We start from the raw sequence: 22,741 nt of genomic DNA, 5'->3' as shown, positions 1-22,741 counted from the left end.
CGCGTTGCCCGCAGTAGCCTGAGCCGCGATGAGTACCTTCCTGCCCTACGTCGGATTCGTGCAGTTTCCGCGCAACCCCCGAGACCTTTCCAACCAGGTCTGTCCGGCCTGCCTCGTCGATCGCGATGGGTTGGCCTGCGGCACCTGTGGCCTCGACCTGCAGAGCCCACTTATTGCCCGGCTCGATTCAGAGTCGAAGGATGCCGCGGCCGCCCTCGACCGTCGGCTCGAGCTCATCGGGCAGATCCGGTTCGACTCGGCCGCCGTGGAGGCGGAACAGCAGTCTGTGATCTCTGCGCCGGTCCTCGCTGCCATGGCACCGCCGACGATCGCGGACCCCGAGCCTGAGGTAGTGACGGATGTTGCGCCGGCGCCGCCACAGCCCCCAGCCACGCAGCCCGTGGCGCCGCGACGGCATGTGGGCGTGCAGGTCATCCTGCTCATTACCGGGGTGTCGCTGCTGTCGATCGGCGCGATCTTCTTCCTCGTGTACGCGTTCATCAACTTCGGTCTCGTGTGGCGAACAGTCATCATCCTGGCCGTCACGGCGGCCGCCATCGCGGGCGCATCGATTCTTCGTTCGAGGAACCTGCGCGTCACCGCCGAGGGTATTGCAGCCCTCGCCGTCGTCTTCGTCTATCTCGACATCTATGCGATCAAAGCCAACGACTTCTTTGGCGCGGGAGCTGTGCGGGACCCTGTCTACTGGGGAATCGCGCTGTTGCTCTCAGCCGTCGCGTTCACCGCGTGGCACCGACTCTCGGGCCTGCGGTTACCGAGCGTCGTGGCATCCATCGCCCTCGCGCCGGGCGCTGCGCTTCTCATCGGTGGCGCATTCGACGCCGTGGATGTCTCGATCACCCTGTTTGCGGCCTTCATCGGGCTGGCCGTGGCTGGGCTTGCCCACGCCGCCTTCAGGCACAGGGCCGAGAAGTCGATCGTGGCGGGATTCGGCGTTCTGGGGCTCATTCTCGCTGCCGGAACCAGCCCCTTCATCTCGGGCGACTTCGTGGCGGCCGGACAAGCGGCACCCGCGGTCGCGCAGACCTGTGTCGCCCTGGTCGCACTCGCCCAGGTCTGGCTCGTGGTGAGACTCGGCAGTCCCCTGGTGCCCGCCCGACTGGCTGCGGTGATCGGCGCTGCGTCGCTCACGAGCGCCACGTTCGTTGTCGCCACCCGCTCCCCCGACGCCGGATTCGCCGCATTCTGGCCTGTCGTCGCCGCCGCGATCGTGGCTCTCGGGCTCGAGTTCCTGTCTCGCGCGACCAGGGTCGGGCTTGCGGCACAGTTCAGCGGTATCGCCGCAAAGACCGCCGCCGCGATCGGCATCCTGATCCTGCTGCCCCCGATCACCTATGCGGTCACGCCCGCGGCCGTCGTCGTCGCGGCTGCTTCTCCACCCTGGACCGTCGCCGGCGGCTCCCTTCTTCTCTTCGGTGCGGGCAACGCTGCCGCGATTCTCGCGCTCCTGGTCGTCGTCGTGCTGGTCGGCGCTGCATGGGCGATCGCCGGCACGCTCGACGAGCGCCTTCTGATCGTGATGGCCGCCGGCTTCGCGACTCTCCTGCTCGCCGTGCCGCTTGTCGGCGTGCTGTGGGCGACAGTCGCGGCGTGGCTGCTGCTCGCTGCCGCCGGGCTTGTGGCGCTCCGCATCGCACACAGGCTCGGCTGGAGCACGGGCATCCGGATCACCATCGCGGCCGGCTCGCTCGTCGCCATGACTCTCGCGTACCTGTCATCGTGGGCGAGCATCGACACCTGGTGGTACGGATCCCTCGGCGTCATCGCGCTCCTGATCGCGGCCCGCGTTGCGACGAAGCAGGCCGTCACCCGAGCCGCGACTCTCGGGCTCGCGATTGTCCTGTCGTTCATCGCGATCGGCGCCGAAGGGTTCCACGTCAACGAACGCTTCGCCGGTGGTGCTGACTCTGCTCTCGAATCGACGCTGTTCATCGGCATCCTGGCCGTGCTGCTCCTCGCGGCGTCCGCCGTGCTGTCCCGCCGCCTGTCCGCGCTCGAAGCGCGAGTGCTCTTCTGGCTGTCTCTCACGTCATCGGTCGGAGTCGGAGCAGTCCTGTGGTTCGTCGCGGCCAGCAGGGATACTTTTGCCGGGCTCGTGCTCCCCTTCCCCCCCATCACTCTCGCGCTGTCTGCCGCACTCGTCGTCGGGTTCGCGTTGTGGGCGGAGATCGCCCCTTCGGCGAGGTTCCGGGCCGAGCGGATCGCGGCATCCGTGCTCATCGCGCCGGCGGCAGCCTGGGCACTCGACTCCCTGGCGAGAGCAACATCGCTGCCCTCCTTCGCGGCGGCGGTCGCCCCGATCACGGCGGCGCTCATCGTCAGCGCCGTCGCCCTGGCACTCGACCTCCGCGGAAGAGGCGCACGAGTGCCGCTCGAGATCGGTGTCGGCATCGTCGCCGTTGCGAGCGTCATCTTCTCCGCCCCGTTGGTCATCTACCCTGTGCCATCCGATTCACTGTGGCTGGTGCTCGAGCTTGCCGGGGTGGCCGCACTCCTGCTCGCCATCTCGCGAGACGGTCTCTTTTCGTCCGCCAGCCCACGGAAGTACATCGGCTGGCTCGCTCTCGTGCTCGCCGTAGCTGGGCTGTGGTGGGCGCTCGGAGACGCCGGTGTCGAACCGGTCGAACCGTTCGCGCTCCCCCTCGCCGGAGCGCTCCTTCTCATCGCGCTGCTCGACTGGCGCAGCGCTGACCGCAGGAACGAGTCGAGTGCAGCGGCGCCGTACATCTTCCTCGCGGCGCTGCTGGTCGCCATCCTCCCCATCGCGGTCGTGGCCATGACCGGCCCGACCGTCCGCACCGTCATCATCACGGCGTCGTGTGCAGCAGTGCTGATGGCGGCCAGCCTCGACTCGAGACCTGCTGGCCTTCGTCCCTACCTCGACGCTGCGGCCGCGGCCAGCGCGGCAGGCCTGCTGGTCGCGGGATTCGGACGACCGCTCGTGATCTCAATGGTGCCCCTGCGCGAGGACGCCCAACTCGATATCTGGACGGCGGCAACCTTTATCGTGCTCGTCGCGGCGGTGGTCATCCAGTCCCGGATCACCCACCCCGAGACCCGGCGGCGCCGGATCGAAGCAGCCGTTGTCGTGCTGGTCGCGGCACTGGTCGGCATCGTCGTGATCGAACTCTCGGTCATCCAGGACACTGCTCTCGGGGCCGTCCGAGCCGGGATCCTGCTCGTGCTCCTCGCCGGCATCTCGGTGGGTTCACAGCTCGTCGACCGCGCTCCCTTCACGCGCATAGTCGGGTGGATCGCCTTCGGTGGCGCTGTCGTGGTCGCCATCACGACCACCGTCATCGGCGCCATAGACCCGTTCGAGTGGGCGACCGGCACGCTTGCCGTCGCACTGCTGGCGGTGGGAACCGTGCGGCTCCGTCGTGATCCACAGGCGGGCAGCTGGCCCTGGCTCGCGCCGGGCATCCTCGTGCTCCTGGTGCCCTCGCTGTTCGCCACCTTCACCGATGCCCCGATCTGGCGGCTCGTCGCGCTCGGCGCAGCGTGCGTCATCCTGATCGTGGTCGGTGCCGTCGGGCAGCTCCAGGCGCCGCTCGTGCTCGGCTCCGTCGTGGTGCTGATCCACGCGATCCGCACCTTCGCTCCCCAGCTCGTCGCCGTGTACCAGCTCACGGAATGGTGGGTGTGGGCCGTGATCGGTGGCGCGATCATCCTGTTCGTCGCCATCACACTGGAGAAACGCGTGCGCGACCTGAAATCGGTCGGGGGACGGATTTCCGCGCTGCGGTAATCGTCGGTCGGCCGGGGGGTCAGCGCTGCAGCCAGGCCAGGACCGCGAGCACGCGCCGGTGGTCGGTGCCTGAGTCGTCGAGCCCCAGCTTCTGGAAGATGGATGTCACGTTCTTCTCGACAGCGCCCGTGCCGATCACGAGCGCGGCACCCACCGCAGCATTCGTTCGCCCTTCGGCCATCAGTGCAAGCACCTCGTGCTCGCGAGGAGTCAGCGTGGTCAGGGGGTCTCCGCGGCGACCGAGCAGTTGCGCAACCACCTCCGGATCGAGCACGGTTCCGCCAGCGGAGATACGCTGCACGGCATCCTTCAATTCGTCGAGCGACGCCACCCTGTCTTTCAGGAGGTAGCCGATTCCTCCCCGGCCGGCCGACAGCAATTCCTGCGCGTAGGCCACCTCGACGTACTGCGAGAGCAACAGGATGCCGAGACCGGGTTTCAGCCCGCGCGCCGTGATCGCGGCCCGCACCCCTTCATCGCGGAACGTCGGCGGCATCCTGACGTCGAGGATCGCGACATCGGGGTCGAGAGTCTCGAGCTGCGCCAGGAGGTCTATGGCGTTTCCGTAGGAGCCGACCACGGTGAATCCGGCTTCGTCGAGCACTCGCACAAGACCCTCGCGCAGCAGCACGGAGTCGTCAGCAACCACCACTCGCAACGACGTCATGCCCCAAGGATGGCACGGCTCACGAGACGGGCGTGGGCGATGCCACGGGGATACTCGCCGTGAGCACCGTGGGTCCACCGGCAGGGCTGCTGAGCTCGAGAGTTCCCCCGAGCCCCCGCAGTCGCTCCTGTAGTCCCGCGATGCCGTGGCCGGCGATAGAGAAAGCTCCGCCGGTCCCGTTGTCCGTCACTCGCAGAGCCAGGTGTGTCCCTTCGCCGTTCTGCAGCGAGACAACCACCTCGACCTCTGTCGCGCCAGAGTGCTTGGCCGCATTGGTCAGGGCCTCGCTGGCGACGAAGTAGGCGTTTCGCTCGATCTCCTGGGCGAACTCGGCGCCCGGTGGGAGTTCGTCCACGACGCGGGTGGGCACTGTGCTGCGAATTGCCGCGGACTCGAGCGCGGCGACGAGTCCGCGATCGAGCAGGATAGGCGGCGCGAATCCCCGCGAGAGCGCCCGAAGCTCCTCGAGGGCATCCTTCGACTGCTGCATGGCCTCCCCGATCAGGATCCGCGCCTGCTCAGGATCCGCCGCGAGCTGCCGGTCCGCGGCCGCGAGGTCCATCTGCAACCGCACGAGTCGCTGCTGGGGTCCGTCGTGGATGTCCCTCTCGAGCCGGCGAAGCGAGTGACCCTCGGCGGAGTGGGCAGCTCCACGGGACGCAGCGAGCGTGATGACCTCGCGCTGAAGCGCATCCGACTTCCAGGCACCGAGGATGCCGCGGGCGATGAGCCAGTGGAGCGATGTCAGCCCGCGAGTGACGAACGGAAGGGTCGCCAGGAACATGGCCCCGACGAGCAGGAGCAGGATCCGGTCGGCGATCCGGAAGTCGATCGCGGCATCCGGGAGGAGCCACTGCGAGAGGTACCAGTCGCCGATTCCGCCCGGCGTGAGCATGTCCCAGAACCAGTTCGTCAGCCCGCCGACCGCGATCGACAGCCAGACGATGGTGATCGTCCACGTCACGGTCTTGATGATGAAGTCCACGATCATGGTGTGCAGCAGGTACAACCAATAGTGGCCGTTACCGAGCACAGCGCGAAGCCAGCCGAAGAAGCCGGTCGCTGCTCGGGCATCCTGCCACTCCGGTCGCGGGATGGCGGGCCGCCCGGTCCATTCGATGAGCATCACGTCGAGAGTCCCGAATCCGCGCGCCACATACAGCGCACCGATGATCAGTACGACCCCGATGAAGAAGGTCACCAGCGTACCGATGCCGGTGAAGAAGAGCGTGATGACGATCCCGAAGCCGGTGAGCGCTATCGGGAAGGCGACCAGCAGGTAGAGAAGCTCCGCCGGCATGCGCCGCCAGAGTCGACCGTAGCGGCTGCCCGTCTTCGGCATCGGTGTCGGCGTCGGTGTACTCATGTCGTCTGCCGGTGTGGGGTCACTGGCCAAGTCTGTCGCAATCATGGCTCAAGCCTCCCGAATCGGCCCTGCCGGGTGCCAGCGGGCAGCCTCACCGAATCGCCGTGGGGTTAGCCCCCGGTTACTGCAGGTCGCGCCGACTTAGTGTTGCCTCAGCTTGCTTGCGGAATATGACAGCGTGACTAGCGTTGAACCCAGACAGACAGAGAAGGAGTCTCCCATGACTGAAGTTCAGGCAGTTCCCCAGGCATCGGCCGACCCGGATGTCACCTCCGGTGTCGCACAGTTTCTCGGCCCGGTCGTCACCGACCTCACCGCGCTGTCGGTGGACGGCAAGCAGGCGCACTGGCACGTACGCGGCGCGAATTTCCAGGCTGTGCACCTGCTGCTGGATGACGTCGTCGACCACGTCCGCGAGTATGCAGACACCGCAGCGGAGCGCGTCGTCGCCCTGGGCCTGCCGATCGACGCCCGCATCCAGACCGTCGGCGCCCGGGCCACCACCCCCGCTCTCACCGCCGGCTTCCAGCAGTCCGATGCCGTGATCGCCGAAGTCATCGCGTCCATCGACGCGACTCTCGTCACTGTGCGCACCGCCGTCACCGAGCTTGCCGAGCTCGACCCTGTGAGCCAGGATGTCGCGATTGAGATCGCTCGCGGCCTCGAGAAGGACCGCTGGTTCCTTTTCGCTCACCTCGCCACGAAGTAGTTTTCACATCATGCGGGCCGACTCCAGTGGAGTCGGCCCGCATTCTGCTTTAACGATCAGCAGCTAGAGGGCGTTGTGGGTGATCCGGCCGCCCAGCAGAGTCGCCAGTACGACCACGTCCCTCAGTTGGGTCGCAGCCAGGGCATCGGGATCGTGGTCAGTCACGATGAGGTCAGCAGGCTGACCCGGGGCGACCGTCGTGCGGGTGCTCGCCGCGAGGGCTTCGCGCACGGTGATCGCCTGCTCAGGATGCCACGGCTCGAGCCCATCCCGCGTGCGCCCGACTGCCGCGGCGATCGTCACCCACGGGTCGAGCGGTGACACCGGAGCGTCGGATCCCATCGCCAGTTGCGCTCCGGCATCGAGCAGTGCGCGCAACGGGAACGCACGACCCGTGCGACCGGCCCAGAACCTCTCGGCAACGTCGCGATCATCCATCGCATGATCGGGCTGCACGCTCGCAGTGACTCCCAGGGCGGCAAATCGCGGGATGTCGGAGTTCGACACCAGTTGGGCGTGCTCGATCCGTCCGCCACTGTCGAGTTCTTCGAACGCATCCAGGGCCAGCGACGTGGCGTGATCTCCGATGGCGTGCACGGACGGTTCGATTCCGGCGTCGACGGCAGCGCGCATGCGCGGCAGCAGTTCGGCCGGGGGCACCGTGAGCATCCCGTGCGAATGCGGCTCACCTTCCATCCCCGGGTACTGGTCGTAACAATATGCCGTCCGGGTGTTCAGCGACCCGTCGGTGAGCACCTTGAATCGACCGACGGTGAGTAGCGGCAGGATGGCATCGCCCGTGCGCAACCCGAGCTCGATGGCCTGCTCGAGGTGCTCGCTGTAGATGCCGAACTCGACACGCAGGCTGTCGAATCCGTTGCCCATCCTCCGCTGCCAGGATTCGAGGTTCCAGGCCATCTCGAGGTCGACGACCCCGACGACTCCGCGAGCGGCAGCGGCATGGCCGGCATCCACGATCCAGGTATCGAGCACATCGACGGGAACGGCGTTGACCTGCCGGGTGATCTCGAACGCCGGATCTTCCCTCAGCAGCCCGGTCGCGTTGCCGCGATGCCCGTAGAGGTCGAGCGCAGCAGAATTCAGCCACACGGCGTGGAGGTCGGCGCTGATGAGCACGACCGGAACTCCACCACTGACCGCATCGAGTAGTTCGAGGGACGGCGCGTCGGGCCACAGGCCGTCCCGGAACCCCGAGGCGACGAAGGACTGGCCCGGTGCTACGGCAGCTCCCGCGGCGAGCGCGCCACCCACGAGTCCGGCCGCCTGGCGAGCCGACGTGACCGTCGACAGGTCGAGACGTTTCGCGATGAGCGCCCACTGGCTCGCGTGCACGTGGTTGTCCCACAGCCCGGGAGAGACCCAGCGCCCGCCGACATCGATCTCATCCGCATGGCCTGAGGGTTCACCTGCCGCCGTGATCGAGACGATCAGTCGATCCTCGATCTGCAGGTCGACGAGCGTGCCGTCACCGAGTGAGATGCGGGCGTTACGAAGCAGCATCGTCGGTATCCTCAACTGCAATCGTGTCATCCTCCGAGGGCACGAGTGCGGCTGCATCCCGCACGCGACGCATCTCGGCGGCCAGGGCGGGAGAACTGTACGGTCCGTCACCATCGAGCGCCTCGACGATCCGATCGAACACCTCGGGCGTTTTGTTCTGGCTCAGCTTCAGCCTGGCGTCGAAGCGGGTGACCCTCAGCCTGAGCCCGACGGTCCCCCGCGCCATGCGGCGGGCGGTGTGCTCGTCGATGTCGAGAGAGACCGGTTGCGGCATCCGCTGCTCGAAATGATCGACGAGGTCGTCGAGCACCCTGAAGTTCTCCTCGTCGGTCAGCAGCTCGGGCGTGCCGTAGAGGTGAGCCGTCACGTGATTCCAGGTCGGCACGAAATCGCTGTTCGCATACCAGCCTGGGGAGATGTAGCCGTGCGGTCCCTGCACGATGAAGAGCATCTCGTGCTGCCCCAGTTCGTGGAGCTGCTCGTCGGGCCGGCCGACGTGGCTGACGATGCTGATGCCATCGTCGGTGTCTTCGAGCACGACGGGATAATGGGATGCCACCAGCCCCGCCGACGTCGTCGACACCATCGTCACCCAGGGGTTCTCGCGGATGAGCCGCTTGACCTCGTCAGGGTCGGTGAGCAGATAGGTCGGAGTCACTCTCATTGTTGGCCCTTCCGGCTCACACTTGATCCTGCGGGCACCAGTAGAGCTTGCGCGCCCCCATGACGTCCATGACGATGGGGAAGTCGCAGACCCGGCACGGCAGCCCTTCCCGGTGGTAGACCCAATGGCGGTTCGCGCGTCTGGCCATCGGGCCGCGAGCGGGATTCGGGCCGAGATTGTCCCGTGTCAGCATCTGGCCCGTGTCGACACCGATCTTCAACAGCTTCGCCCAGTCTTTCCACAGAGCCCGAACTGTCTTCTCGTCCAGGTCACGACCTCGCGTATACGGGTTCAACCGCGCACGGAAGAGGATCTCGGCGCGGTAGACGTTGCCGATTCCCGCTACGACGGACTGATCCATGAGCAACAGCCCGATCGGTGTGGCTCGCTTCATGACCGACGCGACGAAACGATTCTCGGCTTTTCGACCAGAATCCAGGATGGGGTCGGGCCCCAGGGTGTCGATCTTGGCCTGCACCTCCTCAGCGCGCAGGACGTCGCACGCCGTCGGTCCTCGAAGGTCAGCCACGGTGGAATGCGTCAGAAGCCTGACTCGCACCGCTCCCACCGGAGCGGCCGGGAAGTTCTCACTGTCGCCGGTGAGTGTCTCGTCCTCCGACACGCGCAGTCGGGCCCGTCGAGGCGCGCCGATACTCGACAGCGAATCCTCGTGTTCGCCGACGACCGTCTCTTCGCCGGAAGGGGATGAGAGCGCCTCAGCGTGGATGTCACCGGCGAAATCCCATGCTCCGTAGAGCCCGAGGTGCACGTGCAGCCACAGGTCATTGTCGAACTCGAGAAACATGTGTTTTCCGACGGCGATGGCCCGCGTCATCCATCGTCCATCGATCAGCGTCGCCCCACCGGCGAAACGACCCTGAGGGGATGATGCGGAGACCTGCCGACCCACGAAAAGCTGGTCGAATCGTCTGGCGAGCCTGTGTACGGAATGCCCTTCTGGCATCAGCGCTGGATCTCGTGTCCGGCGATCGAACCCGTGGTCTCGAACTCGCCCAGCTGGGCGATGCGCCGAGCGTGGCGCTCCTCGCCGGAGAATGGTTCGGCGATGAACACATCGATGAAGTGCTTGGCCTCATCGACCGTGTGCTGCCTCGCACCGATCGAGATCACATTCGCATCGTTGTGCTGACGTGCCAGCAGCGCTGTGCTCTCATTCCAGACGAGCGCAGCACGGGCGCCGGCGACCTTGTTAGCCGCGATCTGCTCGCCGTTGCCCGAGCCGCCGAAGACCACACCGAGGCACTCGATTCCGGCGGCCTGGTCTGCGACGACCGCGAGCGCGGCGTTGATGCAGAACGAGGGGTAGTCGTCGAGTGCGTCATAGCTCGTGGGCCCGTGATCGATGACCTCGTGCCCCGCCGATGACAGGTGCTGCCTCAGGTCGTCGCTGAACTCGAGGCCGGCGTGGTCGGTGGCGATGTGGATGCGCATCCAGCCAGTTTATGGATCGCGGGGCCGACCATGAATCACCGTCTCCGGCTCCGCCATCAGTCGATCCACTGGAGGCTCTGACCATGGCCGCCCGCGAGAGCAACGGGGTTCCCGTCCATCGCGACCACAAAGAGAGCGGGATCCACCGGTGCGCTGGCGAGTCGCTCCTTCACGCCGGGAGTGACAGTCTGGCCCTCGTTCGAGATCCAGTGCGCCTGCAATCCGGAGACCAGTCGAACGAAATCGTCCCTGCCCTGTTGTGAGAAGTAGGCAAGCACCGCACTGTGGAAGATCACCAGTGTGGCGTCAGCCGGAGCCTCGGCCGCCAGGGCCGCCAGCCCCGAGACGGCATCCGATCGCATGATGCGCGGCGGATCCTGCTGGGCGATGCGCACCGCCGATCGCAACCGGGCTCGACGTTCGTCATGCTCGGGCCAGACAAGGGCTTCGAGCCACGCCATCTCGACAGGGTCGTTCACATCGAGAGGGTTGAGGTCGATGCCAGCCCGCCACGCGATCTGCGGCATTCGCTGCGGCACAGGCACACGACCGGAGATCTGAGGCGAAATGACCACCTCACTCGGTCCGTCGACCGGATGAAGTTCCGTGTCCCCATAGCGATAGCTGTAGCGGTCCGGGTACAGGCACAGCCCCGCAGACGCGCCAACCTCGATGAGTGCAACTGGCTGCTCCAGCGAGGCAAGTAGCGGCAGCAACACCCCGCAGCGCGCGGCCTCGTTGGTCTGCGTCGACCGCGCCATGGCTATGCTGCGAACCGCGGCCCAGTGGTCGAGCATCCACTCGCGGAATTCTGGATAGCCGCCTATGGCCGCGCCGGCGGCCCGTGCCGCGGCAAACACGAGATTCACCTGCCGCTTAGCGAGCGGTAACTCGTCGATCAGCTCGACGATGGCCGGATCATCGGCCACGCCGAAGGCCCACTCCGCGTAGACCGGAGATTGCCCCAGTCCGTCGACCTCGGCGAAAGACCGGTAACGCTCGGCGGTTGTCGGTCCGACATCGCCCACAGGTTCCATCCCCCGATTTTGCGCTTTCCTCTGGCGATAAAGCCAGCCCAGGCGCAGAATTGTCGCAGGGATTCCTCGCGAAGGAGAGCACCATGACAAGCTCACGAACCGCACCACAACTGGTTATGCCGATCCTGTCCGCCGGGCGGCACCGAAACCCGCGGCGAGGTGCCTGCTTCATGGAGTTCGCCTCCTATCTCGCCGGTGAAAAGTGGAGCGACCACCCGGCGTGCACGCACCCGGTGCTCGCAGCCGTGGCGCGTAATGTCAACGACCTGTCGACGGATGCCACGCGAGCGAGCCTCACCCAGCACATCCATCGCGTGGTCGGCCTGACGAGCCGCGATCCGCTGGTGACCGTAGCTATTGCCGTGCACGCCGCGGCCGCGGCCCTGCCGATCGCGAGCTTCGAACGCCAGCGCGCCCTGGCAGTGGGGATGCTCGTCGCCCTCGGTTCTGTCGACTCACCGCAGCTGGAGGCCGTCGCTGCTGAAGCATTCCTCACGGCACCCGGGGAGGAACGCTGGGCGAGAAAATACATGTCGAGAGCTCGCTCGAGGGAGTTCACCGTAAGAACGGCCACCACGATCGTGCACACGGCGGTCGCTGGTATCGCTCTGGCCTGCGTGTCGGATGCTGACGCACGCCTGAAGCACCTGTTGGTCAGCACCATCGAACTCGTCGAGGATATGACGGCAATACCGGAGACCCGGGGTCTAGAGAAGCGAGACTCCACGCTCCGCAGCGAGTTCGCTGAGGTCTAAGGCGATCAGCGCCCCCAGTCGCTCGCCCCTGTGCGCCTGATAGTCGGCATCGCGCACAGGCTCCGGCTGGAATGCCCTGTCGACGAGTACCGTCGAGATCTCATCCCAGGCACCTGCACGCGATCGCTCCACCAGCGCGGAGAGCACGTCGCGATCGCTGGCCCGGGCCGCGAAGGCGTCTGACATCGCCCGGTGAACGGCCTCGCGCCGCTGGCTCTCGCGTCGGTGATCGCCGGAGATATCCGGATCCTCCAGCCACGGGTCATCCACACTGGTGTGCTCGCGGCGCATGCGCAATCGCTCCGCCGTCTCCCACTCATTGTCGGCCAGGGTCTCGAGCTCTTTCGTGGCCATCGAGAAGAGCGACTCCTGGTCGAAATCGCGTCTGTCCCGCAGCACGTTGACGATCACCTGGTTGCGCAGCGTCATCACGAGCAGCGATTCGGCGATCAGGACACCGTCGTCCACGATCCGCGGGATCGGAGGAGGTTCGACGGGAGCTGGCGGCTTGTAGGTGCCGAGCTCTACCGAACTCCGCCGACGAAACAACCGCATTGCTCCATTGTCTCGCGAAGCGGGCTCGCCACGCCCGGCCTCGCCTCGACTATTCGAAGATCGGATCCCGTGTGCGTGAGCGCTTGAGTTCGAAGAAGCCATCGTAGGAGGCGACAGCGACCACGCCGTCCCAGAGGTCGAGCGCCTGCTGCCCGCGGGGCGCCGGAGAGATCACCGGACCGAAGAACGCCACACCGTTGACGGCGATCACGGGGGTGCCGACATCCTCACCCACCCGGGAGATGCCGTCGAAGTGCGATTCCCGCATCGGGACATCGAATTCGTCGCTGTCGGCGTATCGCGCGAGGTCCGCTGGCAGGCCGACAGCAGCGAGCGCCGAGGGGATCACCGTGTCGGGATCGGTGCTGCCGCCGGGATGGATCAGCTCGCCGAGCGCGTCATACAGCGGCTTGACCTTGTCCGCGCCGTGCAGCGCACCCACGGCAGTCACGAGCCGCGTGTACCTGAGCGCCCTGGGGAAGAAAGCGCGGTACTCGTCGCTCACGTCATTGTCTTCGTTGAGCACTGCGGGGCTCATCACGTGCCAGGTCACGTCGAGGGGCCGCTGGCGGGCAACCTCGTCGACCCAGCGGCTGGTCATCCAGGCCCAGGGGCAGCTCGGATCGAACCAGAAATCGACGGCGGTGCGGGTCTCGTTGGTCTCAGTCACGATTCCACACTAGCTCCGGCCATCCGAGTGCCTAAGCTGGATCGGTGCGGTCACGAGCCGCACCCGAATCACAAGGAGTGCCAGTGCCTGGAGACAACCTCACCCGAATCGAAGCCCAGGAGCGCAAGGCTCTCGTCTCGGTGTCGAGCTACGAGATCTCGCTCGACCTCACGTCGAGCCCCGAAACCTTCCGCACCACGACGAGGGTGACCTTCTCGGCGAAGGATGGCGCATCCACGTTCATCGATGCGATCACCACCGCCGTGCACTCGGTGACCCTCAACGGTGCCGAGCTCGACCCCGCCGTCGTGAGCGATGGCGTGCGCATCCAGCTCGATGACCTCGCAGCCGAGAATGTGCTGGATGTCGTGGCCGACGCCGCGTACACCAACACCGGTGAGGGCCTGCACCGCTTCGTCGACCCCGTCGACCAGGAGGTGTACCTCTACTCGCAGTTCGAAGTGCCCGACAGCCGTCGCGTGTTCGCCGTCTTCGAGCAGCCCGACCTCAAGGCCACCTTCCAGTTCACCGTGACCGCGCCGGCCGCCTGGGTTGTCGTGAGCAACTCCCCCGCGCCCGAGCCGGTCGTCGAGGGTGACTCCGCGACCTGGGTGTTCCCGCCCACCGGAATCCTTTCCAGCTACATCACGGCCGTGGTCGCCGGCCCTTATGTCTCGGTGCACGACGAACTCACGTCGAGCGACGGCAGGGTCATCCCCCTCGGGATCTTCGCCCGCAAGTCACTCAGCCAGTACCTCGACTCCGACTACATTTTCGAGAAGACGAAGCAGGGCTTCGAGTTCTACGAAAAGCACTTCAACTACCCGTACCCCTTCGAGAAGTACGACCAGCTCTTCGTGCCGGAGTTCAACGCCGGCGCCATGGAGAACGCGGGTGTCGTGACGTTCACCGAGACCTATATCTTCCGCTCCAAGGTGACGGACGCGATCAAGGAACGTCGCGTCGTGACGATCCTGCACGAGCTCGCACACATGTGGTTCGGTGACCTCGTCACGATGAAGTGGTGGAACGACCTCTGGCTCAACGAGAGCTTCGCCGAGTGGGCATCGACCCTCGCGACCGCCGAGGCCACCGAGTGGACAGAAGCGTGGACGACATTCCAGGCGATGGAGAAGAGCTGGGCCTACAAGCAGGACCAGCTGCCGTCCACCCACCCCGTCGTGGCGACGATCAACGACCTGGAAGACGTGCAGGTCAACTTCGATGGCATCACCTACGCCAAGGGTGGATCGGTCATCAAGCAGCTCGTCGCGTGGGTCGGGCTCCCCGAGTTCATGCTGGGAGTGAGCAACTACTTCGCCAAGCACGAGTTCGGCAACACCGAGCTCAGCGACCTCATGGTCGAACTCGAGACCACAAGCGGCCGCGACCTCAGCGAGTGGACCAAGCTCTGGCTCGAGACCGCCGGCGTGAACACGCTGCGTCCGCAGATCACCACCACGGACGACGGCACGATCACTTCGTTCGTCGTGCTGCAGGAGGCCGCTGCCGACTACCCGACGATCCGCCCGCACCGCCTCGCGATCGGCTTCTACAACTTGAGCGGCGGCAAGCTCACGCGCGACCACCGCATCGAGATCGATGTCGATGGCGAGCAGACCAATGTCGCGGCGCTCGTCGGGCTCGGTCGCCCGGACCTCGTGCTCGTGAACGACGAGGACCTCGCCTACGCGAAGATCCGACTGGATGACGCGTCGCTGGCGGTCGCGATGGAGCACCTCGCCGACATCAGTGACCCGCTCGCCCGCTCCATCGTCTGGGGAGCCGCGTGGGATGCCGCTCGCGACGCCGAGACGGCCGCGAGCGACTACGTGCACCTCGTGCTGAACAACATCGGAAGCGAGACGGAATCCACCACGATCCGCACCACGCTCAGCCAGGTGGTGAGCGTGGCACGGCTGTATATGGATCCTTCGACGCGAGCCGCGACCCTGGCGACCGTCGGGGACGCACTGTGGGCGCTGGCGCTCGAGGCTGAAGCCGCGTCTGATTCACAGTTCCAGTTCGTGAAGTTCTTCGCCAACGCGGCATCCACCGATGAGCACGCCTCGACGCTCGCCGGGTTGCTCGACGGCTCGGTCACCCTCGATGGGCTGGAGATCGATACCGACCTGCGCTGGGAGATCCTCGAAGGACTCGTGCTCAACGGAGCCGCCGATGACGCCACGATCGATGCGGCACTGGCTGAGGACAACACGTCGAACGGTGCCCAGGCCGCCGCTCGGGCGCGTGCCACGATACCGACCGTCGAGGGCAAGCGCGCTGCCTTCGATTCGCTCGTGACCAGCGACACCCTGCCGAACGCGATAGTGCGCATGGCGACGATGGGCTACCAGCACGTCAACGACCCGGCCTCGCTCGAGTCCCTCGTCGAGCCGTATTTCGCGTCGATCAATGACATCTGGGAGAACCGTTCCTACAAGATCGCCGAGTACATCATCATGGGGCTGTACCCCGCTCCACTGGCGTCTACCGAACTGGTGGATGCCACGAAAGCGTGGCTCGCGGCCAACCCGGGTGTCCCTGCGCTCCGTCGCATGCTCGTCGAGAACCTCGCGGGTGTCGAGCGGGCGATCGAGGCGCAGAAGCGCGACGCGGCCAACTAGTCGATAGGCGGCTGTGCCCCTCCAGAGCGGGCACAGCCGCCGTCGCTAAGCTTGACGGGCTATGTACGAGACGACCGAACCACCTGCGACCACCACGCCCTGGAGCGACATCGTCGCGAACCTCGTCGCGTTCGACGCGGACTGGCACATCTTCACTGTCGTGTTCGTCGTCGTCGGTGCGATAATTCTGCGCTGGGTGTTGCTGTTCGCGATCCGCCGCGTCGTGCGCCGCATCATCAACGGGGCGAAGAAGCGCCAGAACTTCGACGACACACAGGCGCTGCTGATGTCACCCCTGGCAGCGGTCAGGGTGGTGCAGCGCACCCGCACCCTCGGCAGCGTTCTCAGCAACATCGTCACGACCGTCATCGTCATCATGGCCGTCCTGGTGTTGTTCAACGAGCTCTTCCCCGGGGCAACATCAGCCTTCGCGCTGATCACCGCCGCCCTCGGTGCCGGCCTCGGTTTCGGTGCGCAGAACATCGTCAAGGATGTGCTGAGTGGCCTGTTCATGGTCGCCGAAGACCAGCTCGGCGTGGGTGACGTGGTCGACCTCGGGCCTGCCACCGGCGTGGTCGAGGGCGTGGGCATCCGCATCACGCAGGTGCGCGACGTCAACGGAACCCTGTGGTTCGTGCGCAACGGCGAGATCCTGCGCGTCGGCAATAAGTCGCAGGGCTGGGCCAGGGTCATCATCGACCTCGCCGTGCCGTACGAAGCAGACGTCGATGCCGTGCAGGACCGGATCCTGCTCACGGCCACGACCATGTCCACCAGCTCAAAGTGGAAGTCCCGGATTCTCGAGAAGCCCGAGATCTGGGGCATCGAATCCATCTCTGCCGAGGCCGTCGTGCTGCGCATCGTCGTCAAGACCGCATCGGCATCGAAAGACGACGTGGCCCGCGAGCTCCGCGCACGGCTCAAGACCTCGCTCGACGACATGGGTGTGCGCCTGCCTGCGCTCAACACGATGGTGCTCTCCGGAGCCGAGAATGCGGCGAGCGTGAATGGTGCACGGCCGCCCAAGACCAAGCCCGTCGCGGTGCAGGATCCGGATGGCGAGGCCCCCGCCCCGCGGACCGGACCGAAGACCCCACCACCCGGAGGCACATCGTGAGCGACGAGATCCAGCCCGCGCCGATCCAGCCCGCTTCGATACGGCTGCGGGCCAGTTCCGGCGGCGAATCGGTGCAGGGCAACTTCTGGGAGCAGGTGGGTGGCCGGCCCACCTTCGAAAAGCTCGTGCGCGCGTTCTACGACGGCATCGCCACCGACGAGGTGCTGCTGCCGATGTATCCGGAGCAACCCGACCTCGAAGGTGCCATCCAGCGCCTGACCGGCTTTCTCGAGCAGTACTGGGGCGGGCCTACGACCTACAGCGACGAGCGGGGTCACCCTCGGCTGCGTCTGCGCCACCTTCCCTTCAAGGTTAATCCGGATGCCCGTGACCGCTGGCTCACGCACATGCGGGCCGCGCTCGACACCCTCGCGCTGCCGCCGCTGCAGGATGCGACGCTGTGGGCCTACCTCGACCGCGCGGCACAGTCGATGGTGAATACCTTCGACGAGTAGGACTCGCGGCGCTCTGGGGCGATAGCCTCGCAGGCATGAGTGACTGGGACAGGGCGATCATCGAAGAATTTCGAGGTAACGATGGTGTGGTCGGTGGGCCATTCACCGGCGCTCGGCTGTTGCTGCTTCATACAGTCGGCGCGAAGTCGGGAGAAGCCCGCACGAGCCCGATGATGTATTTCACGGAGGCTGGTGAGACCTTTGTCATAGCGTCGAAAGCCGGCGCTCCCGAGAATCCGGCGTGGTACCACAACCTCGTGGCCAATCCCGATGTGAGAATCGAACAGGCCACGGGCGACGGAATCGATGCTTACGATGCCGTGGCGACCGAGGTCGATCGCTCCCGGCGGGACGAACTCTTTGCGATCTTCGCTGCGGCCAATCCCGGGTTCGCCGGATACCAGGCGAAAACCGAGCGCATCATCCCCGTTATCGGGATCGCCAGAAAAACTGAGTAAAAATTCCCGTGTGCACGATAGTCTCGCTGGCGTTGCCCGTCGATACGAAAGTGAGCTGAACCATGACCACTCCCGTGACCCCGGCCGGCTGGTATCCGGATCCGACAGAGCCCGCGACATCACGATGGTGGGACGGCACACAGTGGACCGACCACCGTCAGAAGCCGTACGATCCCACGGCTCCGGCCGCAGCGCTCAGGGCTCCCGACAACACGGAGGTCTACACGCCGTGGATCTGGCTCATGACGTTCCTGCCGTATCTCACCCTCCCGTTGCTCTTCACCATCGACCTGGGCGGCATGTACTCGGGAATGGATGCCGCGGATCCCACTGCAGCGAGCATGGCCCAGTTGCAGATCCTGACCTCGCCGGGCTACATCGCCCTGGTACTGGGAGGAGTGGTCGTCTACGGCCTTTGCGCGCTGTTCGCGTACCTCGACCGGAAAACACTCATCGAGCGAGAAGTTCCTCGCCCGTTCCACTGGGCCTGGACGTTCCTGTCGTCCCCGGTCTATGTCATCGGTCGATCGGTCGTCGTGCGTCGACGCACGGGCCGTGGCATCGCGCCGATGTGGGCCGCCATCGCCATGTATGGGGTCTCATTGATCGTCTCGACGATCTGGACGAGCCTGCTCGTCTCGCAGATGGTGCAGGAGATGTTGACGTTCACGTACTGAGCTCAGCGATCAGCGGGTGAGACTCCAGGCGCGGCGCTTGATAAGCACGTGTCCACCCCGAGTGGTCAATCTCGTCCATGGACCGGTTTCGTAGATCGACACCGGATCGTCGCCGGCGAGGAAGCCCAGGCTGAATGCGGCGAACGCAGCGCCTGCCGGCACGAAATCCAGCTCGTCGATCGAGCGACCCCACACCTCGGTGCGGACGCGCTGCACGATCTGCTCCCCGGTGCCTGTGGGGATCGCCTCGGCGATCTCGTCGATGCCCGCGCGCGCCGCAGCCTCGAGCCGGGCGCTATCGGTCGATTCGAGGGTGATCCACCCACCGCGGGGAGGTGAGATCGCCGCCCAGGTCACGGTGTTGACCTGCATCGGGAGGGAGATCGTGACGCTGTCCTCTGGGCTCGCGTTGGCTGCCTCGAGCTTGCCCTCGAGGCGCATCACCAGCGAGCGCACGGGCACAACGGCGTCGAACGTGTCATCCGAGGCGATGGCGAAGGTGCGAAGCCCGAGCACAGTCGGACTCTCGTCGAGAAGTCCGGCAGGATGCAGCACAGACACGTACACGGCGAGCACCCCTGAGCCGCCGATCAGGCGCACGGAACCGTCGTCGACGCGCATGGCTCGACCGAGAAACACATGCAGGTCGCCCAGCGCAAGGGAGTCGGTGAGGGTGAAAGCGTTGCTCATAGGTCTCCTAAACTACAGGGCATGAGTGACCCACTGGCCGGACTTCTCTCCGCACTGGATTTGACCGACACCGGTGCACGGACACGTGAAGACATCTTCACCGGCCACAGCCAGTGGCAGCCCCACGGGCGCGTGTTCGGTGGACAGGTGCTTGCCCAGGCCCTCATAGCGGCACAGCGCACCCTGCCCGCGGAGCGCGCCGCTCACTCGATGCACGGATACTTCCTGCGCCCCGGCAGTCTCGACCTGCCCATCACCTTCTCCGTCGATCGCATTCACGACGGCAGGTCGTTCTCCACCAGGCGCACCCAGGCCTACCAGGACGGCATGCCGATCCTGTCGATGATCGCATCGTTCCAGGACCCGGATGCCGGTCTCGACCACCAGGTAGATATGCCCGACGACATTCCCGACCCCGAGTCACTGCCGACCGCCGCCGAGGTGCTCAAAGGCTTCGATCATCCGATCGCGAAAGCCTGGGCGTACGAGCGACCGTTCGACATCCGTCACGTCCCCACACCGATCTACCTCACGGTCGAGGGGCGAAATGTGGCGCACCAGGCGGTCTGGCTCAAGACCGTGTCGGCGATGCCCGACGATGAGAACCTCCATCGCGCTGCCCTGGTTTTCGCGAGCGACTTCACGATCCAGGAATCCGTCATCCGCCGACACGGCCTGCCCTGGGTCACACCGGGCCTCAAAGTCGCCAGTCTCGATCACGCGATGTGGCTTCATCGATTCGGTCGGGCGGACGAATGGAATCTCTACGTCCAGGAGTCCCCCAACGCCGTGGGAGGGCGCGGACTGGCGCAGGGACGCATCTATTCTCGCTCCGGCGTGCTCCTCGCCAGCGTCGCCCAGGAGATTATGGTCCGGGTGCCGTGATGCCGAAAAGCCCCGTCCGGCCGTAACGGATAAATAACGGATAATCGGACGGGGATCCGCGAAGCAGAGGCGATGTGCGAGCCCATCCGTTCGATCGGCGGGGCCTCATAACGGCGTTTGGTTACCGCGACACGCAATCCCAGCTAACGTTAAGGAAGCCACGCAGGGCAGATCACACGATGTGCCGCGGGCTTGAATCATCCAGCAGGCCGCGACCCGGTAGCCCATCACCGCCGTGTCGTACGGTCGATGCACGCCGAATCGTCCCGTGACGTATTCCACCGCCGAAGACTGCCACTGCAGTCAGCCACTGACATTGCGTGCTCGACCCGGACCGTCAACCGAAGAAGCAGCGTTCTACGCGTGCTTCCAGGAGAACGTGACCGACAACATCGCCGTCAGCGCCAGGAACCTCTACAAGGTCTTCGGCCGCCGCCCACAGGAAGCCGTGCAGAAGCTGCGCGCTGGTTCCACCCGAACAGAGATCGCCGACCTCGGCACCGCTGCCGTCATCGACGCCAGCTTCGACGTCAAGAAGGGCGAGATCTTCGTCGTCATGGGCCTGTCAGGCTCAGGCAAGTCGACTCTCATCCGCATGCTCAACGGCCTGCTGGATTCCACGGCAGGTACCGTCACCGTGAACGGACAGGCCGCGACGGGCGTCTCCCCCAAGCAGCTCAGGGCCGTGCGCCGCACGAGCATCTCGATGGTGTTCCAGCATTTCGCGCTGTTCCCCCACCGCACAGTGCTCGAGAACGCCGCTTACGCCCTCGAGGTGCAGGGTGTTCCCCGCGCGGAGCGACTGGAGCGGGCGAACCGCACGATCGAGCTCGTCGGCCTCAGCGGATGGGGAGAGCGAATGCCGTCCGAGCTCTCCGGCGGGATGCAGCAGCGCGTCGGCCTGGCCCGCGCCCTGACGGCGGACACCGATGTGCTCCTGATGGACGAGGCGTTCAGCGCCCTCGACCCACTCATCCGTCGGGAAATGCAGCAGCAGCTGCTCGAACTGCAGCATGATCTCGGCAAGACCATCATCTTCATCACCCACGATCTCAATGAAGCCATGTTCATCGGCGACCGCATCGCGGTGATGCGCGACGGCCGCATAGTTCAGGTCGGCACCCCCGAAGAGATCCTCACCGACCCTGCCAACGACTACGTCGAACAGTTCGTGCAGGATGTGGATCGCGCCCGCGTGCTCACCGCCGCGAGCGTCATGGAGCCCGCGCGGTCCACCGTGCACTCGACGGCCGGCCCTCGGGCCGCGCTCAAGACGATGCGGGACCTGCAGACGTCTGCCGCCTTCGTGCTCGGGCGTGACCGCAAGCTCCTCGGCGTCGTCCGTGACGGCCAGGCCATGAAGCTCGTGCGCAACGGCAACCCCGACCTCGCCTCGATCATCACCGATGACTACGCCGCGGTCGACTCCGCCACGTTCCTCTCCGACCTGTTCCTCCCCTCGGTGGAGAGCACACTGCCTCTGGCCGTCGTGGATGAGCGGCAGCGCCTCGTGGGCGTGATCCCCCGGGTCACGCTGCTCGCCGCGCTCGGCAACGTCAGTACGGACACGGCGGAGACGCCGGTGCTCGATCCACCACCCACCGTCGAACCCGCAGCGATCACCGACGCGCTGCGCATCGCCGATGAGTCTATGTCGACAGCGGGAGGAAACCGATGAGCGACTTCTTCCGCCTCCCCCTCGGCCAGTGGGTCGAAGACGGCATCGACTACATCACCGAGACCTTTGGGTGGTTCTTCGACGCCATCAGGTTCGTTATCAGCGGCGCCCATGACAGCGTCAACGTCATCCTGACCTCGCCGCCGTTCTGGGTCATGATCCTGATCTTCGCCGCCATCGCCTTCGCGGCACGCGGCTGGATCTTCGCCGTCGGAACCGTCGTCGGCTTCGGGATCATCCTGGGCGTCGACCAGTGGGAGAACGCGATGGACACCCTCGCCCTCGTGCTCGTGGCCGCCCTCGTCGCCGTGCTCATCAGCGTGCCGCTCGGCATTCTCGCGGCACGCAACCGCACAGTGTCGACCATCCTCAAACCGATCCTCGACTTCCTGCAGACGATGCCGGCATTCGTGTACCTGATTCCCGCGCTCATCCTGTTCAGGATCGGGGACGTTCCCGGGATCGTCGCGACCGTCGTCTTCGCTGTAGCTCCCGGTGTGCGGCTGACCGAACTCGGCATCCGCGGCGTGGATTCCGAGATCGTCGAAGCCGGCCAGGCGTTCGGTGCCTCACCGATGCGCATCCTGCGCCAGATCCAGCTCCCCCTCGCGATGCCCTCGATCATGGCCGGCATCAACCAGGTCATCATGCTGTCGCTCTCGATGGTCGTCATCGCCTCAATGGTCGGCGCCAACGGGCTCGGGCAGCCGGTCATCCGCAGCCTCAGCCGCGGTGATGTCGCGCTCGGATTCGAAGCCGGGCTCTCGGTCGTCGTGCTCGCCATTTTCCTCGATCGGCTCACCGCATCCTTCGGCTCTGGGACCGGTTTCATCGGCTTCCTGCTGAACTCGGCGAAGCTGCGATCCCGCACCGACACCACCACATCGACACCGGATGCCGCGGCCACAGCCGCGCCCGCAGCGCTGGCCACCCCCGCGCGCCACTAGTTCTCGCGTGCCAACGGCACCCGTGAAACATGCAGCTCTTTT

At 65.8% G+C, this 22,741-nt stretch carries 21 protein-coding genes; 11 read left to right on the top strand and 10 right to left on the bottom strand.

The window, feature by feature from the left end; translation table 11 throughout:
* The first annotated feature begins 28 nt into the window (after nt 1-28).
* Nucleotides 29-3,769 (top strand): SCO7613 C-terminal domain-containing membrane protein, encoded by a 3,741-nt coding sequence (locus tag IWX81_RS01155; RefSeq protein ID WP_199279450.1) that lies wholly within the window; start codon nt 29-31, stop codon nt 3,767-3,769.
* 19 nt (nt 3,770-3,788) lie between these two features.
* Here IWX81_RS01155 and IWX81_RS01150 read toward each other — a convergent pair whose 3' ends face one another.
* Both IWX81_RS01150 and IWX81_RS01145 read right to left on the bottom strand, forming a co-directional pair.
* Nucleotides 3,789-4,436 (bottom strand): response regulator transcription factor, encoded by a 648-nt coding sequence (locus IWX81_RS01150; RefSeq protein ID WP_334592555.1) that lies wholly within the window; start codon nt 4,434-4,436, stop codon nt 3,789-3,791.
* Between the two features lie 19 nt (nt 4,437-4,455).
* A complete protein-coding gene (locus IWX81_RS01145) occupies nt 4,456-5,847 on the bottom strand; it encodes a sensor histidine kinase (protein WP_334592553.1) in 1,392 nt (463 codons plus the stop codon).
* A gap of 175 nt (nt 5,848-6,022) precedes the next feature.
* Here IWX81_RS01145 and IWX81_RS01140 point away from each other — a divergent pair, with 175 nt between their 5' ends.
* Complete coding sequence (locus IWX81_RS01140; RefSeq protein ID WP_199279449.1) at nt 6,023-6,511, top strand: Dps family protein; 489 nt, start codon at nt 6,023-6,025, stop codon at nt 6,509-6,511.
* A gap of 63 nt (nt 6,512-6,574) precedes the next feature.
* Here IWX81_RS01140 and IWX81_RS01135 read toward each other — a convergent pair whose 3' ends face one another.
* From IWX81_RS01135 to IWX81_RS01115, 5 genes are read right to left on the bottom strand one after another with little or no spacing between them, the layout of a single operon-like run.
* Nucleotides 6,575-8,032, bottom strand: coding sequence for an amidohydrolase (locus IWX81_RS01135; RefSeq protein WP_199279448.1), 1,458 nt, complete (start codon nt 8,030-8,032; stop codon nt 6,575-6,577).
* Nucleotides 8,019-8,696 (bottom strand): FMN-binding negative transcriptional regulator, encoded by a 678-nt coding sequence (locus IWX81_RS01130; protein WP_199279447.1) that lies wholly within the window; start codon nt 8,694-8,696, stop codon nt 8,019-8,021. The genes IWX81_RS01135 and IWX81_RS01130 overlap by 14 nt, the downstream gene beginning before the upstream one ends.
* A 16-nt stretch (nt 8,697-8,712) precedes the next feature.
* A complete protein-coding gene (locus IWX81_RS01125) occupies nt 8,713-9,660 on the bottom strand; it encodes an Fpg/Nei family DNA glycosylase (protein ID WP_199279446.1) in 948 nt (315 codons plus the stop codon).
* Nucleotides 9,660-10,148, bottom strand: coding sequence for a ribose-5-phosphate isomerase (locus tag IWX81_RS01120; RefSeq protein ID WP_199279445.1), 489 nt, complete (start codon nt 10,146-10,148; stop codon nt 9,660-9,662). Before IWX81_RS01120 ends, IWX81_RS01125 begins: the two co-directional genes overlap by 1 nt.
* A 56-nt stretch (nt 10,149-10,204) precedes the next feature.
* Nucleotides 10,205-11,185, bottom strand: a complete 981-nt coding sequence (locus tag IWX81_RS01115) for a DUF2332 domain-containing protein (protein ID WP_199279444.1) — start codon at nt 11,183-11,185, stop codon at nt 10,205-10,207.
* A gap of 83 nt (nt 11,186-11,268) precedes the next feature.
* Between IWX81_RS01115 and IWX81_RS01110 the strand changes: the two genes are divergently transcribed.
* Nucleotides 11,269-11,940, top strand: a complete 672-nt coding sequence (locus IWX81_RS01110; protein WP_199279443.1) for a hypothetical protein — start codon at nt 11,269-11,271, stop codon at nt 11,938-11,940.
* Here IWX81_RS01110 and IWX81_RS01105 read toward each other — a convergent pair.
* Nucleotides 11,893-12,495, bottom strand: a complete 603-nt coding sequence (locus tag IWX81_RS01105; protein ID WP_199279442.1) for a hypothetical protein — start codon at nt 12,493-12,495, stop codon at nt 11,893-11,895. The genes IWX81_RS01110 and IWX81_RS01105 overlap by 48 nt on opposite strands.
* A 49-nt stretch (nt 12,496-12,544) precedes the next feature.
* Nucleotides 12,545-13,165, bottom strand: coding sequence for a mycothiol-dependent nitroreductase Rv2466c family protein (locus IWX81_RS01100; protein ID WP_199279441.1), 621 nt, complete (start codon nt 13,163-13,165; stop codon nt 12,545-12,547).
* Nucleotides 13,166-13,248: 83 nt separating this feature from the next.
* Between IWX81_RS01100 and pepN the strand changes: the two genes are divergently transcribed.
* The 5 genes from pepN to IWX81_RS01075 all read left to right on the top strand — a co-directional run bounded on the left by pepN (nt 13,249) and on the right by IWX81_RS01075 (nt 18,499).
* Nucleotides 13,249-15,792, top strand: a complete 2,544-nt coding sequence (pepN, locus tag IWX81_RS01095) for an aminopeptidase N (RefSeq protein WP_199279440.1) — start codon at nt 13,249-13,251, stop codon at nt 15,790-15,792.
* Nucleotides 15,793-15,853: 61 nt separating this feature from the next.
* Entirely contained in the window at nt 15,854-16,909 is a 1,056-nt protein-coding gene (locus IWX81_RS01090; RefSeq protein ID WP_199279439.1) for a mechanosensitive ion channel family protein, read from the top strand.
* A 71-nt stretch (nt 16,910-16,980) separates the two neighbouring features.
* The gene (locus IWX81_RS01085) at nt 16,981-17,364 is read left to right on the top strand and encodes a globin (protein ID WP_199280373.1); all 384 of its coding nucleotides are present in this window, start codon (nt 16,981-16,983) and stop codon (nt 17,362-17,364) included.
* Nucleotides 17,365-17,399: 35 nt separating this feature from the next.
* Nucleotides 17,400-17,822 carry a nitroreductase family deazaflavin-dependent oxidoreductase gene (locus IWX81_RS01080; RefSeq protein ID WP_199279438.1) on the top strand — a complete coding sequence of 141 codons (423 nt, stop codon included), beginning with the start codon at nt 17,400-17,402 and terminating at the stop codon, nt 17,820-17,822.
* Nucleotides 17,823-17,884: 62 nt separating this feature from the next.
* Nucleotides 17,885-18,499 (top strand): DUF2510 domain-containing protein, encoded by a 615-nt coding sequence (locus tag IWX81_RS01075; protein WP_199279437.1) that lies wholly within the window; start codon nt 17,885-17,887, stop codon nt 18,497-18,499.
* Nucleotides 18,500-18,508: 9 nt separating this feature from the next.
* On the opposite strand, the gene IWX81_RS01070 is transcribed toward IWX81_RS01075, so the two are convergent.
* Nucleotides 18,509-19,189 (bottom strand): hypothetical protein, encoded by a 681-nt coding sequence (locus tag IWX81_RS01070; protein WP_199279436.1) that lies wholly within the window; start codon nt 19,187-19,189, stop codon nt 18,509-18,511.
* Between the two features lie 21 nt (nt 19,190-19,210).
* Here IWX81_RS01070 and IWX81_RS01065 point away from each other — a divergent pair, with 21 nt between their 5' ends.
* The 3 genes from IWX81_RS01065 to IWX81_RS01055 all read left to right on the top strand — a co-directional run bounded on the left by IWX81_RS01065 (nt 19,211) and on the right by IWX81_RS01055 (nt 22,699).
* Nucleotides 19,211-20,074, top strand: coding sequence for an acyl-CoA thioesterase (locus IWX81_RS01065; protein WP_199279435.1), 864 nt, complete (start codon nt 19,211-19,213; stop codon nt 20,072-20,074).
* A gap of 379 nt (nt 20,075-20,453) precedes the next feature.
* Nucleotides 20,454-21,752 carry a quaternary amine ABC transporter ATP-binding protein gene (locus IWX81_RS01060; RefSeq protein WP_199280372.1) on the top strand — a complete coding sequence of 433 codons (1,299 nt, stop codon included), beginning with the start codon at nt 20,454-20,456 and terminating at the stop codon, nt 21,750-21,752.
* Nucleotides 21,749-22,699: an ABC transporter permease gene (locus IWX81_RS01055; RefSeq protein WP_199279434.1), complete on the top strand. Its 951-nt coding sequence runs from the start codon at nt 21,749-21,751 to the stop codon at nt 22,697-22,699. Before IWX81_RS01060 ends, IWX81_RS01055 begins: the two co-directional genes overlap by 4 nt.
* Nucleotides 22,700-22,741 lie beyond the last annotated feature (42 nt).

This window comes from Salinibacterium sp. CAN_S4, assembly GCF_015752305.1.
Classification (GTDB): domain Bacteria; phylum Actinomycetota; class Actinomycetes; order Actinomycetales; family Microbacteriaceae; genus Rhodoglobus.
This window is presented reverse-complemented; position numbering and strand designations above follow the sequence as displayed.